14 protein-coding genes and 7 pseudogenes are annotated in these 15,139 nt (G+C 72.2%); 13 read left to right on the forward strand and 8 right to left on the reverse strand.

The window, feature by feature from the left end:
* Positions 1 to 279: 279 nt before the first annotated feature.
* Both G5V59_RS37400 and G5V59_RS37405 read left to right on the forward strand, forming a co-directional pair.
* Positions 280 to 1,104, forward strand: a complete 825-nt coding sequence (locus tag G5V59_RS37400) for a DnaB-like helicase N-terminal domain-containing protein (RefSeq protein ID WP_341351284.1) — start codon at positions 280 to 282, stop codon at positions 1,102 to 1,104.
* A pseudogene (locus G5V59_RS37405) lies at positions 1,074 to 1,550 on the forward strand (DnaB-like helicase C-terminal domain-containing protein); the annotation flags it as partial. The gene G5V59_RS37400 and the pseudogene G5V59_RS37405, both read left to right, overlap by 31 nt.
* Positions 1,551 to 1,664: 114 nt before the next feature.
* Here the strand turns inward: G5V59_RS37405 and G5V59_RS22200 are convergent.
* The 6 genes and pseudogenes from G5V59_RS22200 to G5V59_RS37415 form a co-directional block, all read right to left on the reverse strand.
* Positions 1,665 to 1,841, reverse strand: a complete 177-nt coding sequence (locus tag G5V59_RS22200) for a hypothetical protein (RefSeq protein WP_278260333.1) — start codon at positions 1,839 to 1,841, stop codon at positions 1,665 to 1,667.
* 48 nt (positions 1,842 to 1,889) lie between these two features.
* Entirely contained in the window at positions 1,890 to 2,132 is a 243-nt protein-coding gene (locus tag G5V59_RS22205) for a hypothetical protein (protein ID WP_278260334.1), read from the reverse strand.
* Positions 2,133 to 2,435: 303 nt separating this feature from the next.
* Positions 2,436 to 2,648, reverse strand: a complete 213-nt coding sequence (locus tag G5V59_RS22210) for a hypothetical protein (RefSeq protein ID WP_278259997.1) — start codon at positions 2,646 to 2,648, stop codon at positions 2,436 to 2,438.
* Positions 2,649 to 2,739: 91 nt separating this feature from the next.
* Positions 2,740 to 3,231: pseudogene (locus G5V59_RS22215) on the reverse strand (alpha/beta hydrolase fold domain-containing protein); the annotation flags it as partial.
* Positions 3,232 to 3,588: 357 nt separating this feature from the next.
* A complete protein-coding gene (locus G5V59_RS37410) occupies positions 3,589 to 3,882 on the reverse strand; it encodes a TetR-like C-terminal domain-containing protein (protein WP_341351285.1) in 294 nt (97 codons plus the stop codon).
* 97 nt (positions 3,883 to 3,979) lie between these two features.
* Positions 3,980 to 4,195 (reverse strand): annotated as a pseudogene (locus tag G5V59_RS37415) (hypothetical protein); the annotation flags it as partial.
* Positions 4,196 to 4,636: 441 nt separating this feature from the next.
* Between G5V59_RS37415 and G5V59_RS22225 the strand changes: the two are divergent.
* The 3 genes and pseudogenes from G5V59_RS22225 to G5V59_RS22235 all read left to right on the forward strand — a co-directional run.
* Positions 4,637 to 5,839 (forward strand): annotated as a pseudogene (locus G5V59_RS22225) (aldehyde dehydrogenase family protein); the annotation flags it as partial.
* 76 nt (positions 5,840 to 5,915) lie between these two features.
* Positions 5,916 to 6,872: an aldehyde dehydrogenase family protein gene (locus tag G5V59_RS22230; RefSeq protein WP_278259998.1), complete on the forward strand. Its 957-nt coding sequence runs from the start codon at positions 5,916 to 5,918 to the stop codon at positions 6,870 to 6,872.
* A gap of 323 nt (positions 6,873 to 7,195) precedes the next feature.
* Positions 7,196 to 7,792 carry an NAD-dependent epimerase/dehydratase family protein gene (locus G5V59_RS22235; protein ID WP_278259999.1) on the forward strand — a complete coding sequence of 199 codons (597 nt, stop codon included), beginning with the start codon at positions 7,196 to 7,198 and terminating at the stop codon, positions 7,790 to 7,792.
* Here the strand turns inward: G5V59_RS22235 and G5V59_RS22240 are convergent.
* A complete protein-coding gene (locus tag G5V59_RS22240) occupies positions 7,764 to 8,600 on the reverse strand; it encodes a hypothetical protein (RefSeq protein WP_278257892.1) in 837 nt (278 codons plus the stop codon). The genes G5V59_RS22235 and G5V59_RS22240 overlap by 29 nt on opposite strands.
* Before the next feature lie 616 nt (positions 8,601 to 9,216).
* Between G5V59_RS22240 and G5V59_RS37420 the strand changes: the two are divergent.
* The 7 genes and pseudogenes from G5V59_RS37420 to G5V59_RS37430 all read left to right on the forward strand — a co-directional run.
* Positions 9,217 to 9,708, forward strand: a pseudogene (locus G5V59_RS37420) (histidine kinase); the annotation flags it as partial.
* Positions 9,709 to 9,895: 187 nt separating this feature from the next.
* A pseudogene (locus G5V59_RS22250) lies at positions 9,896 to 10,557 on the forward strand (response regulator transcription factor).
* 561 nt (positions 10,558 to 11,118) lie between these two features.
* The gene (locus G5V59_RS22255; protein ID WP_341351286.1) at positions 11,119 to 12,609 is read left to right on the forward strand and encodes a serine hydrolase domain-containing protein; all 1,491 of its coding nucleotides are present in this window, start codon (positions 11,119 to 11,121) and stop codon (positions 12,607 to 12,609) included.
* Positions 12,610 to 12,700: 91 nt separating this feature from the next.
* Positions 12,701 to 12,994, forward strand: coding sequence for a hypothetical protein (locus G5V59_RS22260; protein ID WP_278257893.1), 294 nt, complete (start codon positions 12,701 to 12,703; stop codon positions 12,992 to 12,994).
* 4 nt (positions 12,995 to 12,998) lie between these two features.
* Positions 12,999 to 13,430, forward strand: a pseudogene (locus tag G5V59_RS37425) (isochorismatase family protein); the annotation flags it as partial.
* Complete coding sequence (locus G5V59_RS22265) at positions 13,370 to 13,924, forward strand: hypothetical protein (protein WP_278257894.1); 555 nt, start codon at positions 13,370 to 13,372, stop codon at positions 13,922 to 13,924. The pseudogene G5V59_RS37425 and the gene G5V59_RS22265, both read left to right, overlap by 61 nt.
* A gap of 194 nt (positions 13,925 to 14,118) precedes the next feature.
* A complete protein-coding gene (locus tag G5V59_RS37430) occupies positions 14,119 to 14,427 on the forward strand; it encodes a hypothetical protein (RefSeq protein ID WP_341351004.1) in 309 nt (102 codons plus the stop codon).
* A gap of 212 nt (positions 14,428 to 14,639) precedes the next feature.
* Here G5V59_RS37430 and G5V59_RS37435 read toward each other — a convergent pair whose 3' ends face one another.
* On the reverse strand, positions 14,640 to 14,828 hold the full coding sequence (locus tag G5V59_RS37435) for a hypothetical protein (protein ID WP_341351005.1): 189 nt from the start codon (positions 14,826 to 14,828) through the stop codon (positions 14,640 to 14,642).
* Positions 14,829 to 14,965: 137 nt separating this feature from the next.
* Here G5V59_RS37435 and G5V59_RS22275 point away from each other — a divergent pair, with 137 nt between their 5' ends.
* Positions 14,966 to 15,094, forward strand: coding sequence for a hypothetical protein (locus G5V59_RS22275; protein ID WP_278257896.1), 129 nt, complete (start codon positions 14,966 to 14,968; stop codon positions 15,092 to 15,094).
* Positions 15,095 to 15,139 lie beyond the last annotated feature (45 nt).

Below are 15,139 nucleotides of genomic sequence, written 5' to 3' on the forward strand. Positions count from 1 at the left end.
CATTTCGCGGCCCCTAGGTTCGGCACGCAGGGATTTGCGTCGGACCCCCCAGGCAGCATCGTCACCGTACGACGTCCCGGGTGGCCGCGGAGCAGCCGCCCGTGATCGAGACAGGAGGACGACAGCCCCGTGAGCGTCACCGACAACGCACCCTCGTGGACCGAGGACCCGCCGCAGGAGTGGAACGACGGCCCGGCTCCCTACGCGCCCGGCGAGGCGCCCTCGGGCGGGCGGATGCCACCGCAGGACCTCGCCGCCGAGCAGTCCGTGCTGGGCGCGATGCTGATCTCCAAGGACGCGATCGCCGACGTCGTGGAGGTGATCCGCGGGGTCGACTACTACCGGCCCGCCCACGAGGAGATCCACGAGGCGATCCTCGACCTGTTCGGCCGCGGCGAGCCCGCCGACATGGTGACGGTCGCCGGTGGCCTGCAGCGGCGTGGCCAGCTGCAGAAGATCGGCGGGGCGGCGTACCTGCACACGTTGGCGGCGAACGTCCCGATCGCGGCCAACGCCGGGTTCTACGCCGAGATCGTCTACGAGAAGGCCATCCTGCGCCGCCTCGTCGACGCCGGCACCAAGATCGTGCAGATCGAGTTTACGCCGGCGAGGGCGAGGTCGAGGGCATCGTCAACGAGGCCCAGTCCGAGATCTACAAGGTCACCGACCGCAACAAGTCCGAGGACTACGCGCCGCTGTCCGACATCATGGACGGCGTCCTCGACGAGATCGAGGCCATCGAGAACCGCGAGGCCGGCATCTACGGCGTGCCGACCGGCTTCGCCGACTTCGACGAGCCTCACCAACGGCTTCCACAAGGGCCAGATGATCGTCGTCGCCGCCCGCCCCGCGATGGGCAAGTCGACGCTCGCGCTGGACTTCTGCCGGGCCGCCGCCATCCACAACAACCTCACCGCCTGCTTCTTCAGCCTGGAGATGACGCGCGCGGAGATCGTGATGCGCCTGCTCTCCGCCGAGGCCCGCATCCCGCTCAACCACATCCGCAACGGCAAAGCCTGGGCACCGAGGAGTGGGACCGCCTCGCCCGCCACGTCGCGAAGGTCTCCGCGGCGCCGATGTTCATCGACGACTCGCCCAACATGACGATGACCGAGATCCGCGCCAAGGCCCGCCGGCTCAAGCAGAAGCACGACCTCAAGCCTGATGGTCATCGACTACCTCCAGCCTGATGAGACTCGGGCAAGAAGGTCGAGTCCCGCCAGGCTCGAGGTCTCCGAGTTCTCCCGCCAGATCAAGCCTCCTCGCCAAGGAGCTCGAGATCCCCGTCATCGCGCTCTCCCAGGCTCAACCGTGGCCCCGAGCAGCGCGCCGACAAGCGTCCCGCCGTCAGCGACCTGCGCGAGTCCGGCTCCATCGAGCAGGACGCCGACATGGTGGTCCTGCTGCACCGCGACGACGTCTACGAGAAGGAGTCGACCCGCCCCGGCGAGGCCGACCTGATCGTCGCCAAGCACCGCAACGGCGCGACCCGCGACATCGTGGTGGCCTTCCAGGGCCACTACAGCCGGTTCGTCGACATGGCGCACTGACGCCTCGACGGGTGCTGAGGTCGGCGTGGGCCGCGAGGAAGAACCCCGACTCCGTCGCCGACCGCTCACCTTCTGCGACCTTCGTGGGACGGATGACGCAGATCCGGTGCCGATCTATCGGCCCGGGGCCGAGAGTGCGGCGACGACCTTGTGGGCAGTCTCCTTGGCCGAGCCGGGGTTCTGGCCGGTGACCAGGTTGCCGTCGACGACGGCGTACGAGACGAACGGGAGCTTGGCCTTCTCGTAGAGCGCGCCGCGCTCCTTGGCGGCCTCCTCGGCGTTGTAGGGCACCAGCCTTGTCGACGCGGGCGAGCACCTCCTCGGTCCAGGCGAAGCCGGTCATCCTCTTGCCGGCGATGAGGAAGGACCCGTCGGAGAGCCTGGGTGTTGAGCAGGCCGCAGTAGCCGTGGCAGACCGAGGAGACGACAGCGCCGCGCTCGTAGAGCCTCGCGGGTGATTCGCTGGAGTCCCTCGCTGTCGGGGAAGTCGTACATGACGGCGTGACCGCCGGTGAAGTAGATGGCGTCGTACTGCGCGGAGTCGATCTGGTCGGGGCTGAGGGTGTTCTCCAGCAGCGCCATCTTGGCGGGGTCGGCGCGCCAGGCCTTCGCGGTCTTGTCGTAGTTGGGGAACTTCAGTGCCCGCGGCTCCAGGGGTACGGCGCCGCCAGCGGGGCTGACCAGGGTCTGCTCGTAGCCAGCCTCCTCGAAGACGTGCCAGGCGTGGGTGAGCCTCGGAGAGCCACAGGCCGGTGGGGTGGTCGGGGTCGTCGTAGTGGGCGACGTTGGTGACGACGTTGAGGATGCGCTGGGTCATGGTCTGGTCCTTCGGGCGGAGGCGGGCCAGCCGGCCCGGGGCGATAGGACCCGGGCCGGCGGGCTGGTTCAGTGCGGCGCTACTGCAGGGCGGTCTTGAGGGCGTCGATCGCGAGGTGGCGGGCCACGTTGGCGGCCTTGGTGTGGCGCAGGCTGTCGAGGAGCAGGAAGTCGTGGACCATCCCCGCGACGCGCACGGAGGTGACGTCGACGCCGGCCTCGCGCAGCCTTGTTGGCGTACATCTCGCCCTCGTCCCGCAGGACGTCGGCCTCGTCGGTGATGACGAGGGTGGGCGGGAGCCCCTGGAGGCTCCTCCAGCGTGGCCTGGAGCGGGGAGGCGTACTTCTCGGCGCGCTGGGCGGGGTCGGTGGTGTAGGCGTCCCAGAACCACTGCATGCCCTCGCGGGTGAGGAAGTAGCCCTCCGCGAACTGCAGGTAGGAGGGGGTGTCGAAGTCGGCGTTCGTGACCGGGTAGAGCAGCACCTGGGCCTTGAGGTCGATGCCGCCGCGGTCCTTGTTCATGAGAGCGAAGACCGTGGACATGCAGCCGCCGACGGACTCTCCGGCGACGGCGACCCGGGAGGTGTCGAGGCCGTGCTCGGCTCCGTGCTCGAGCACCCACTGGCCGACGGCGTAGTTCTGCTCGACCTGGGTCGGGTAGCCCTTCTCGGGGGCGTTGTCGTAGACCGGGAAGACGCCGGCGGCACCGGCGCCCACCGTCAGCCTCGCGGAAGATCCGGTCGTGGGTCTTGTCGTCGCCGAAGACCCAGCCGGCGCCGTGGATGTAGAAGACGACCGGCAGCGGACCCGTCGCACCCTGGGGACGGATGATGCGGGTGCGGACGGTGCCCCACTCGCCGGCATCGACGTCGACCCACTCCTCGTCGACGTCGCGGGGCGCTCCACGCCTTCGCCGCTCTGCAGGTCGATCAGGATCTTGCGGCCCTCCTCCGGGGGGACCTCGTAGATCCGCGGGTGGGGGTCGGTCTGCTCGCACAGGCTCCTTGGCCTCGGGCTCGAGGTACGGGGTGACGGGGGGAGGCAGTTCAGTCATGATGGTCTCCTGTCTGCGCATGGCGCTCCGAGAAGCAAGGCACCCTAATGTGTGCAGTGCTTACATCGACGGTAGCGCGACCTCCCGAGGCAGTCAATGGCGGCGTGCGTCAGACGAGCGAGGTGACGCCGGCCTCAGCCTGCGCGGTCGGGTCGCGAACACGGCGATCAAGGACGCGCGGACCTGTGCCGCGACCTCCTCGATGGAGGACGCGGTGAGCCTTGCGGTCCAGGTAGAGGAACGCGAGGCCGTGCACCACCCCCCAGCCGCCCAGCGAGAGGTCGAGCGGGTCGGAGTCGGGGAAGACGCCGGTGATGGCTGCCGCGAGCAGACTCGTGCACGTCGGCTGCAGCGCGGACGCGTTCCTCGTCGTCGGTGTTGCACTCGTTGCCGAACATCAGCCGGAACAGCGCCGGCCGGCGCAGGGCGAAGTCGACGTAGGCGACGCCGAGCTCCGCCAGGCTCCTCGGTCGTCGTCGGCAGGGCGCGGTCGCGCACCAGGTCGGCCTTGAGGTCGCGGAGGCCCTCGGCCGCGAGCGCCGATTCCAGGGCCTCGCGCTCGGGGAAGTGTCGGTACGGCGCGGTCGGCGAGACGCCGGCCTCGCGCGCGACGGCGCGGATCGAGAACGGCTCGCCCCGTTCCAGCATGCCCATGGCGGTGCTGATGAGCGTGGCGCGCAGATCACCGTGGTGGTAAGCTGCTCTTGGCTGCTTCGGACATCGTGGGGCCCTGTCTCCTCGTGCGCATCGTGCTGTCTCGCCAGTCTTCAGCATGCAGTCGGCGGCACTGATCGGTGGGCGGAAACGCCGGCATCCGGCGCCGCTGCCGCCGCGTGATCCACATCGCGATCCTCCGATGTTGACTGTGCTTACATTGCTGCTACCTTAGATGTAAGCAATGCAAACATTCAAACGTGGAGGAGCAGTCATGACACGGTCGAAGGCGCGGGCGAGCAGCGGGACGGTGGAGGTGGAGCCTGGGCGGCCGCACCGTCTCGGTTCCTCAGGGAGGTCTGTACGACCGCTACCGCATGGACACCGACCTCGACGAGGTCGCGAAGGACCCGCGGGTCCCGAGCGTCGACTTCTTCCGGACCCTGCCCAAGACCGAGGTCCAGTCGGCGATCGGCCCGACCCGCACCCCGAACTTCTACTACGCGATGTCCAAGGCCCAGGCTGACCTACCTCGCGCCGACCCGCGCCCTGCGCTCGCGGCTGCCCGGCGGGCTCGACCCGCTCCAGGTCGCTCCCGGTGTCGGGCTCTTCTCCGTGGTCTTCTTCCGCTACGACGTGTGCGACATCGACTTCTACACCGAGGCCACGGTCGCCATCGCGACCCGCCCCGCACGGCACGGCGGGCTCGGCACGGCCGACCTGCTCTCGACGGTCGCCAACGACGCCACCCACGCCTACGTGCTCTCCCTGCCGGTGAACACCGAGATCGCCCAGGTCCGCGGTCACGACGGCTACGGCTTCCCGAAGTGGGTGACCGAGATCGACGTCGACATCGACGAGCGTCGTACCACCGCCCGGGTCGCCAACGACGACGGCGGCACCGACATCGCCCTCGACGTGGCCACGCCGAAGCAGAAGCAGATCCCGAGTGGTACGAGCGTCTCCACGCTGACCTCGTACACCGAGACTCAACGGGGGCTGGAACGCCACGCTGAGCCAGACCAACAACCTCGCCACCGGCAGCACGCTGCTCCCGCGGAAGGTCTCCCTGACGCTGGGATCCGGACGTCTCACCGACGACGTGCGGTCGCTCGAGCCGCTGAAGGTCCTGCGCCTCGACGTCGCCACCGAGGCCCAGAACGCCCTGCACATCCCCGTACCCGTCTCGATCGCGGACCGGTGACCACGATGAGACTCGACCACCAGCAGTACCGCCATCACGCGCCACATCGACGGCTCCGGCTCCGCGCGCTCTCGGCGCGGGTCCGGGCCGCCGACGCCGAGAGCCGCCAGGCCGTGACCAACGCGATGACCGGGGGAGTGCTCGGCCAGGTGCCGCGCTGCTCGCCCGACGACGTGGCCGCGGCAGCCCAGCGCGCCCGCGCTGTCCAGAAGGCCTGGGCGGCACGCCCGGTCGAGGAGCGAGCGGCTGTGCTGCTGCGCTTCCACGACCTCGTGCTCGACCGTCAGGACGAGGTCCTCGACCTGATCCAGGCTCGAGAACGGCAAGGCCCGGCGGCACGCGTTCGAGGAGATCCTCGACGTCACGATGAATGCTCGCTACTACGCCCACACCGCCGCGGAGCACCTGAAGCCGAAGCGCCGCCAGGGCGCCCAGACTCGCGCTGACCAAGGTCTGGGAGCCTGCACCACCCCAAGGGACTGGTCGGCGTCATCTCGCCGTGGAACTACCCGCTCACCCTGGGCATCAGCGACGCGCTGCCGGCGATCGTGGCCGGCAACGCCGTGCTCACCAAGCCCGACGCGCAGACGCCGTACGCCGCCCTCTGGGCCGTCGAGTTCGCTGGAGGAGGCCGGCATGCAGCCGGGTCTGGTCCAGGTCGTGACCGGCTCCGGTGCCGAGCTCGGATCCTCGATCATCGAGAGCTCCGACTTCCTCATGTTCACCGGCTCCACCGCCGTCGGGCGCACCGTCGCCGCGCAGGCCGGCGAGCGGCTGATCGACTGCTCGATGGAGCTCGGCGGCAAGAACGCGCTGCTCGTCCTCGACGACGCCGACCTGGAGAAGGCCGTCGGCGGGGCCGTGCGGGCGTCGTTCTCCAACACCGGCCAGCTTGTGCATCTCGATGGAGCGCATCTACGTGCCCGACGCGATCTGGGACGACTTCACGGCCAGGTTCACGGCTGCGACCGAGGCGATGAAGTCTGTCCCCGGCCATCGACTACTCCGGCGACATGGGCTCCCTGGTCTCCCGCAAGCAGGCTGGAGACCGTCGTGCGCCATGTCGAGGACGCGGTGAGCAAGGGGGCGACCGTGCTCGCCGGCGGCAGGGCGCGCCCCGATCTGGGCCCGTTCTTCCACGAGCCGACCATCCTCACCGACGTGGACGAGACGATGGAGGTCTATGCCCACGAGACGTTCGGGCCCCTGGTCTCGCTGTACCGCGTCGCGGACGAGGAGGAGGCCATCGCCCGGGCGAATGACAGTGAGTACGGCCTGAACTTCAGCGTCTGGACCTCCGACGAGGCCAGGGGCTACCGCGTCGCCGCCCGGCTCGAGGCAGGCACCGTCAACGTCAACGACGCGTACGCCGCCGCGTGGGGCTCGATGGACGCCCCGATGGGTGGCATGAAGGCATCCGGGATGGGCCGTCGCCACGGCGAGCACGGCATCCTGAAGTACACCGAGTCCCAGACCATCGCCATCGAGCGGCTGATCCCGGTCGGGGTGCCCGACGGCATGAACCCGAAGACCTACGCCCGTGTCGCCACTCTCGCGCTGAGGCTGGCCAAGCGGCTTCCAGGAGTGAAGTGAAGATGCAGACCGTACTCGGAGCCAACGGCCAGATCGCCGAGGAGCCTCACCCGCTACCTCCACGACAACGTCACCCACGACCTCCGCCTGGTCAGCCGCAACCCGCGCCAGGTCCATGACACCGACCAGTCTGTTCCCGGCCAACCTGATGGATGCCGATGCGACCGCCGCTGCCGTCGAGGGCAGCGACATCGCCTACCTGACCGTCGGGTTGCCGATGGACTCCGCCCTGTGGGAGCAGCAGTTCCCGACGATGATGGCCAACACCATCGCGGCCTGCCAGAAGCACGGGACCAAGCCTGGTGTTCTTCGACAACACCTACATGTACCCGCGCACCGACCAGCCGCAGGTGGAGGACATCCCGTTCCAGCCGGTCGGCCGCAAGGCCACCGTGCGGGCGGAGATCGCGAACATGCTGCTCGCGGAGATGAGCGCGGGGACCATCGAGGCGGTCATCGGCCGAGCACCGGAGTTCTACGGCCCCGGGAAGACCCAGAGCCTGACCAACACGGCTGTCTTCGACCGGATCAAGAAGGGTGAGCGCCCGACCATCCCGCTCGATGCCCACACCCGGCGCTCCCTCATCTGGACCCCGGACGCGAGCCGGGCCCTGGGCCTGCTCGGCAACACGCCCGATGCCTACGGACAGACGTGGCACCTCCCGATCGACCCGAACCGGCTGACCTACGCCGAGATGGTGGGGAACGCTGCGGAGGTGCTCGGCAGGGAGATCTCCTACCGGACCGTGCCGGCGGTCGTCTTCAAGGCTCGGCGGCCTGTTCAACCCGGCGGTCAAGGAGGCCAACGAGGCTCCTCCCGCGCTACCGCCAGGACAACATCTTCGACACCACCAAGTTCGCCACCCGGTTCCCGGACTTCGCGGTCACGACCTACCGGCAGGGCATCGCCGAGATCCTGACCGAGAGGCCGACCGGCCCGCGGGCAGCGTGACGAGCCTTGCCCGTGCGCTGTCGGCGCGACTGGTCTCTGGCTCGTCCTGAGAACGCCGTCCGGTGACTACCGGACCTCGGAGCGGCGCAGCAGCACCAGGCCGATCGCGAGCGGTACGACGATCCAGAGCGTCGTGGTCGCCCCGAGCCTGCGCCCACGCCTCGACCGAGGAGGTGCGTCCCTCGAACAGGGCGACCTGGGTCTGGTTCCAGTCGACCCAGGGCTGCAGGTCGGTGAAGCCCTCCCGCACCCGGGCGAGCAGGAGCAGGATGCCGGACAGCACGAAGGACAGCACGAAGTAGCCGACGACGGCGGCCGACGAGCCTGCGCAGCACCACCCCGAGGGTGAAGCCGATGGCCATCCCGACCAGGTTGCCCAGGACGATCTGGGCTGCCTGGGCCGGCCCGATGTCCCAGACCGCGTCGACGCCGACGACGGCGGAGCCGACCAGGTTGCCGACGGCCCCGATCGCGAACGCCGCCAGCACCGAGGCCACGCCGACGACGGCGGTGGCGACCGCCTTGGCGCCGATCACCCGCCCCCGGCGGGGGACGAGCGTGAACGTGGTGAGCCCGCTGCGCTGGCTCCACTCCCCGGTGACCGCGAGGATCGCGATCAGCGGGAGGATCAGCGTGCTCGGGAAGCCGAGCGCGCTGGCGATGGTCTCGTAGCCGAGGGTGTCGCGGGGGGCGAGGGCGACGGCCGCCACGGTGGCCACGACGGAGAGCACGCCGATGCTGGCGAGCAGCCAGAAGCCCGCTCGGGTGTCGAACATCTTGCGCAGGCTCGACGCGGACGATCCGACGGGTCGGGATCGGCGGTACGACGGAGGTGGTCATGCCCCGAAGCCTCGCCGCGACCGGCCGCCCGCCGCATCGGCATCGAGGCCGGACCCGTCTCGTTCTTTCGGCCGATCCCGGCTGGCATCGGCGATGCCTAGGCTGGGCCGGTGATCACCACGGCCCTGCGCGCGCTCTGGGACGAGCCGCGCGTCGCCTCGCCGCCCGGCCGGACGAGGTACGACGAGGTGCTGGTCGGCCTGGTGGTCGTGGCGGCGCTGCTCGAGGGCACCCTGCGCGCGGACATCACCTGGCGTCCGGTGACGACGATCGTCGCCGTGGCGCTCGCGCCGGTGCTGCTGTGGCGTCGTTCCCACCCGTTGGCGTGCGTCGTGCTGGGCTTCGGCACCGCGACGGCGCTGGTCCTGGCCGGGGCCGGGTCGGCCACGACGATCGTCGTCCTCGTGCTCGTGCACGCGCTGGTCCGCTGGGGCTCGGGACGCGAGATCGTGATCGGCCTGGTGGTGGCCGGGCTCGCCACCGCGGTCAGTGTCGCGACCGACTACACCGGCCCGGCCGAGGCTCTTCGGCGGGCTCGCCGTGCTGGTGGCGGTGGTCGCCGGCGGCGCGGCCCTGCGCTACCGCGCGGAGAGCCGGCGCCGGGCCCACGACCAGATCCGCAGCGCGGAGCGGGTCGGGCTCGCGCGCGACCTCCACGACTCGGTCGCCCACCACGTCTCGGCGATCGCTGTGCAGGCGCAGACCGGCCGGACGATCGGCCGGAAGCGTCCCGAGGCGGCGCTCGAGGCCCTGGCCGCGATCGAGGGCGAGGCGTCGCGGACCCTCGCGGAGATGCGGACGATGGTCCGGGTGCTGCGCGAGGGGGCGCCGGCGACGTACGGCCCGCAGCCCGGCGTCGCGGACCTCGTCTCCTTCGCCCGCCGCGACCCGGCTCCGGTCGTCGAGGTCGAGTCGACCGGCGACCTGGCCGGCATCGCGCCCCAGGTCGACGCGGCGGCGTACCGCATGGCGCAGGAGGCGCTGACCAACGCGCTGCGGCACGCGCGCGGCGCCTCGCGCGTGGAGATCCGCGTCGCCGAAGGCGCGGGACGGCTGTGCCTGCGCGTGACCGACGACGGCCGGGGCGGCGCTACTCGACCGGCCGCGCACGGCTTCGGGCTGCTGGGGATGGCCGAGCGGGTGAAGGCTGCTCGGCGGCACCCTGCACGCGGGGCCGGGGCCCGAGGGTGGGTGGGCGGTCGACGCCGAGCCTGCCGACGGAGGTACGCCGATGACGGTGCGGGTGCTCGTGGCCGACGACCAGGACCTGGTCCGCACCGGCCTGGCGATGATCCTCGACGACCAGCCCGGCATCGAGGTGGTCGGCCAGGCCGCCGACGGCCGGGCCGCCGTCGAGCCTGGCCCGGCGGCTGCGGCCCGACGTCTGCCTGGTCGACATCCGGATGCCCGGCCTGGACGGCATCGAGGTGACCGAGTCTGCTCGCCGGTCGGGACGTGGCCGACCCGATCGCGGTGGTGGTGATCACGACGTTCGACCTGGACGAGTACGTCCACGGTGCCCTGCGCGCCGGCGCCCGCGGCTTCCTGCTCAAGGACGCCGGCCCGGAGTCTGCTGGTGCAGGCCGTCCACGCCGCCGCCGCGGGCGACGCGCTGATCGCGCCGAACGTCACCCGCCGGCTCCTGGCGACCCTCGCCGCGGGGGCGGCGCCGGGACGTGGTGCGCCGCCGGTCCAGCCGCTCACCCCTCGCGAGGAGGAGGTGCTGACGCTGGTCGCGGTCGGTCGCACGAACGCCGAGATCGCCGCCGAGTCTGTTCGTGAGCCTGACGACGGTCAAGAGCCACGTGGCGAGCCTGCTGACCAAGGCTCGGCGCCCGGAACCGGGTCGAGATCGCGATGTGGGCCCACGACACCGGGCGGGTGCCGGGATGAGCGCGATGGTGGTGCGGCCGCGCCGCCCCGACGACCTGCCCGCGCTGGCGGAGGCGCTGTGGGAGCAGCAGCCGACGTCGCGCTATCCGGTCCGGGACCCGCTGCCGATCCCCGTCGAGGACTTCCTCCACACCGGCGACGCGCTCGGGGCGTGGACCGCGGAGCCTCGACGGCCGCCCGGTCGGTCAGATCTGCTGGATCGGCCCCGCCGTGGACGCCGAGGCGGCGAACCGGGCGTGCGCCGCCTTCCACGGCTGCGCCGTCGGCGACCTGGCCTGGGTGAGCGCGTTCTTCGTGGGGCTCCCGGCGCGTCGTACGGGCGTGGGCAGACAGACTCCTCGCCACGGCCGTCGCGGACATGGTGGCGCGTCGGCGCCGACCGTGCCTGGAGGTGCTGGCGCTCCACCCCTCCGCCCGCCGCCTGTACGACGCCGCGGGCTGGCGCGAGGTGATGCGGCTCCGGCCGGGCTGGCTGCGCGAGGCGCTGGGGGAGGAAGCACCGGACGTGGTGGTGATGGGGCTGGCCACGCCATGAGCGTCCTGGCATCCAGCGATGGCGGCGTGCGCCGCCTCGAGCCGACCGGTACGACGGGCGAGGGCACGCCGTACCGGATCGCCTCGCTGACCAAGCCGTTCACGGCCCTCGCCACGGTCCTGGCCTGCCGCCGTGCCGGGGTCGCGCTCGACACGCCGGTGCTCGCCGTGCTGCCGGAGCTCGCGGACGACTGGGCGGCGGAGCGGACGATCACCGTCGCGGACCTCCTGGCGCAGACCGCCGGGCTGGCGCCCTCGGTCAGCGCCGCCGAGGTCGCCGCGCTCGGCGAGGGTGACGGAGCGCTGCGGGAGACGGCACGGCTCGTCGTGCGCGCGGGGAGCGTGCGCTCGCCCGGGCAGCGCTGGGAGTACTACAACGGCAACTACTTCCTGGCCGGTGCGGTCCTCGCTGCCCTGACGGGCGGCACCTACGAGGACGCGCTGGCCGGCCTGGTGCTGGGGCCGTGGGGCCTCGACGCGACGACCTTCGCGCCGTCCGCCGGCGTGGCGGCGTACCCGCGCGGGCGCCGGCCCAGCGGCGGCCTGTGCTCGACGGCGGCCGACCTGCTCACCGCCGGCGAGCGGCTGCTCGGCGAGCCGGACCTGCTGGCCGAGGTCGCGAAGGTGCGCACCGCCCCGGCGGACCCGCAGCGCTACGGGCTGGGCTGGGCGGTGGGACCGTCGGGGCAGGCTGTACCTCAACGGCCGGCTGCCCGGCTACCGCGCCGCGTGGCTGCTCCTTCCCGGGCACGACCTCGTCGGTGTCGCCCTCGCCGCGGACGAGGGCGCGCTCCCCGCGCAGGCGGCGTGGCTCAGCGCGCTGCAGCAGGGGCGGACCGGGGACGACCTGGCGGCCGCCATCGACGCCTTCGCCGCCTGAGCGCCCCTTCCTCAGCGCGCCCGACGAAACTCGGCGCGGTGCCCGCTCGGCGTCGTGCCGAGGCGGCGGGTGAGGTGCTTGCGGAGCAGGTCGTCGGAGGCGTAGCCGACCGCGTGGGCGACGGCGCGCACGGGCAGGTCGGTCTGCTCGAGGAGCCGCTGCGCCTCGCGGACCCGCAGGTCGTTGAGCCAGGTGAGCGGCGGGACACCGACGTGCGTGGCGAACCAGCGGTGGAAGGTGCGCGGCGACAGCGCGCACGCGGCCGCGAGGTCGGCGACGCTCCAGCGCCGGTCGAGAGCGGCGACGACGTCGAGCTGGAGCCGCTCGACGGTGGGTGCCGTGCCGGTGGGGATGCCCGTGTCGGCGTACTGCGCCTGGGAGCCGGGCCGGAAGACCGGGGTGACCATCGAGCGGGCGACCTGCTCGGCGGCGTGGGCGCCCCAGTCCGCGCGGACCAGGTGGAGCAGGAGGTCGATCCCGGCGGTGACGCCGGCCGAGGTCCACACGCCGTCGCCTCCGCAGTACAGGTCGCGCGGGCGCACGGCGACCGCCGGGTGCCGTCGCGCCAGGCTCGTCCGCGAAGCGCCAGTGCGTGGTCGCGGCCCGGCCGTCGAGCAGGCCCGCGGCGGCGAGGGTGAACGCGCCGGTGCACAGCGACGCGACCCGCACGCCGGCCGCGGCGCCCGCTGCGACGGCCGCCACCTCGGCCGGGCTCGGCGCGGCGAGCGGGTGCTCGCTGCCGGGCACCACCAGCAGGTCCAGGCCGGTGACCGCGCCCAGCGGATGGGTACGGCGCAGCGCGTGCACCGGGTCGAGGTCGGTGACCGGTTCGGCGGCCAGCAGCCGGACGTCGGCGCGGGGCACGCCGCGGTCGGAGCGGTCGTCGTAGACCTCGCGGACGACGGCGATGTCGAACGCGCGGCGTCCGGGGCCGACCAGGATGCCGACGACAGTCATGGCGCGATCTTATCGATACCTGACGTTCTGGCCACTGGCTCGCGTGGAAGGGGTGCGCTGGACTGAGCGCATGACGACCGAGCACCCGACGACTGAGCACCCGACGAGCGAGACGAGGACGGCCCTGGTGGTCGTGGACGTGCAGGAGGGCTTCGGCGACCCGGTCTGGGGGCCGACCACCAACCACCCGGGGTGCGAGCGGAACGTCGAGCGGCTGCTGGCGGCGTGGGAGCACAGCCGTGACCCGGTGGTGGTCGTGCGCCACGACAGCGAGCAGCCGGGGTCGCCGCTGCGCGCCGGCGAGCCGGGCAACGCCCTGCTCCCCGCCGTCGCCGCGGTGCGCCCGGCGTTGCTGGTGACCAAGTCGGTGAACTCCTCCTTCCACGGCACGCCGGACCTCGAGGACTGGCTGCGTGCCGAGGGCGTCGGCCGGATCGTGGTGTGCGGCATCCAGACGAACATGTGCGTGGAGACCACCGCGCGGGTCGGCGGCAACCTCGGCTTCGAGGTGGTCGTCGCGCTGGACGCGACCCGGACCTTCGACCTGACCGGGCCGGACGGCTCCGTCGTCCCGGCGCGCACCCTGGTGCAGGTGACCGCGACGAACCTGCACGGCGGTGGCTTCGCCCGGGTGCTCAGCACGGACGAGGTGCTCGCCGAACGGGCTCAGGCGAGCTCGCCGACCCCCGCGAGTCGACGCCAGATCTCCGCGGCCCGCCGGTCCGCGCCGGCCGACTCGAAGGCCTGTGCGGCCTCGACGAGCGCGCGGCGTGCTGCCTCCGGCTCACCGGCGTTGGTGTGGGCCCGCGCGCGCAGCACGTGCGCCTCGCCGCGGGTGTGGGCGGGCAGCGCGGTGCTGGCGAGGGCGGCCTCGACGAGGGCGCTGGCCCGGGCCGGGTCCGTGTCGACGACCCGCTCGGCCTTCAGCAGACCCAGGCTCGGCGCGGTCGCTGGTGTTGCCGACCAGGGCGAGCGCGTGGCCGGCGGTCTCGATGAGCGTGTCCACCGCCTCGGTGGCGCCGGCGGCCAGTCGCATGGCGGCCGACGCCTTGTGGAAGCGCGCCCAGGCCCGCAGGTCGACGGCGGGTCGCAGGCTGCTGAGCGGCCGCGGTGTGCTCGCGCACGCCCTCCTCGATGTCGTGGCGCAGGAACGCGACGTTGCCGACCGTCCATGCGGCGAGACCGGTGAGGTGACCGGGCTCGAGGCGCGCGCGGGCTCGGACCAGGCGCGCGGCGAGCCTCGGTGGCCTCGTCGACGAGACCGAGGCTCCGCGCAGGCGGCGACCTCGACCCGGAGCGCACCGACGACCTGCTCCGCCTCGCCGGAGTCCAGCGCGGCCCGGACGGCGGCCGTGGCCTGCTCCCGGGCGGGGCCGAGCGCGCCGTCGGCACGCAGGGCACGGGAGCCGACGACGAGCGCGCGGGCGCGCAGGCCCGGGGAGAGCGCGGTGAGCGGGTGGTCGAGGAGCGCCGTGACGCTCATCCGGCACGCGGCGTAGTCCTCGGCGGCGAGCAGCGCCTCTGCCTTGACGTAGGTCGCCGCCCACCACGGGTCGGCCTGCTCGCGGGTGGAGGGGAGCAGGAAGCGATCGGCGGCCTGCGCGGCGCGGCGGTGGTCGTGCAGGTCGCGGGCCTCGAGGATGCGCAGGCTCGGCGAGTGTCGCCAGCGCGGCACCCGTGGCATCGGCGTAGGCCTGGGGCGCGATCCCGGTCAGGCTCCTCGCCGGTGACCTCCAGGCGACCGGCGAGGAAGGCGACCAGGCTCGGGCGAGGGCTGCCGGCGGCCGCTCTCCAGGTGGGAGATGTAGGCTGGCGGAGTACTGCCCGGCGCCGAGCCTCCGCCTGTGAGAGCCCACGGCGGCGTCGTAGCGATCGCAGCTTGTTCCCCGAAGTCCTGCATGCCCTGCTCCTTGCGCCCTGCATGACCGGCCCAGTCGTAAAGTTGACTAAGCCAGTCATATATGTAAATCTTCCAGTCAATCTTATCAGCAGGGACACTTCGGGGGGTTGCTGGTCATGAAGCATGCGGTGGGAGCGATGACGGTGGCGGCGGTGCTCGCCGCCGTGGGAGTGCTCGGTGCACATGACGTGGGGACGAAGGACTCCCCGCACGTCGTGGCCGGCGAGGGCAACTGGGTCGTGCCGCCGGCCGCGCCGCGCGGATGAGCGTCATCACGCGGGAGGTCGCGAGCGCCGCGGACCTGCTGCTCG

Source organism: Nocardioides convexus (assembly GCF_011090295.1).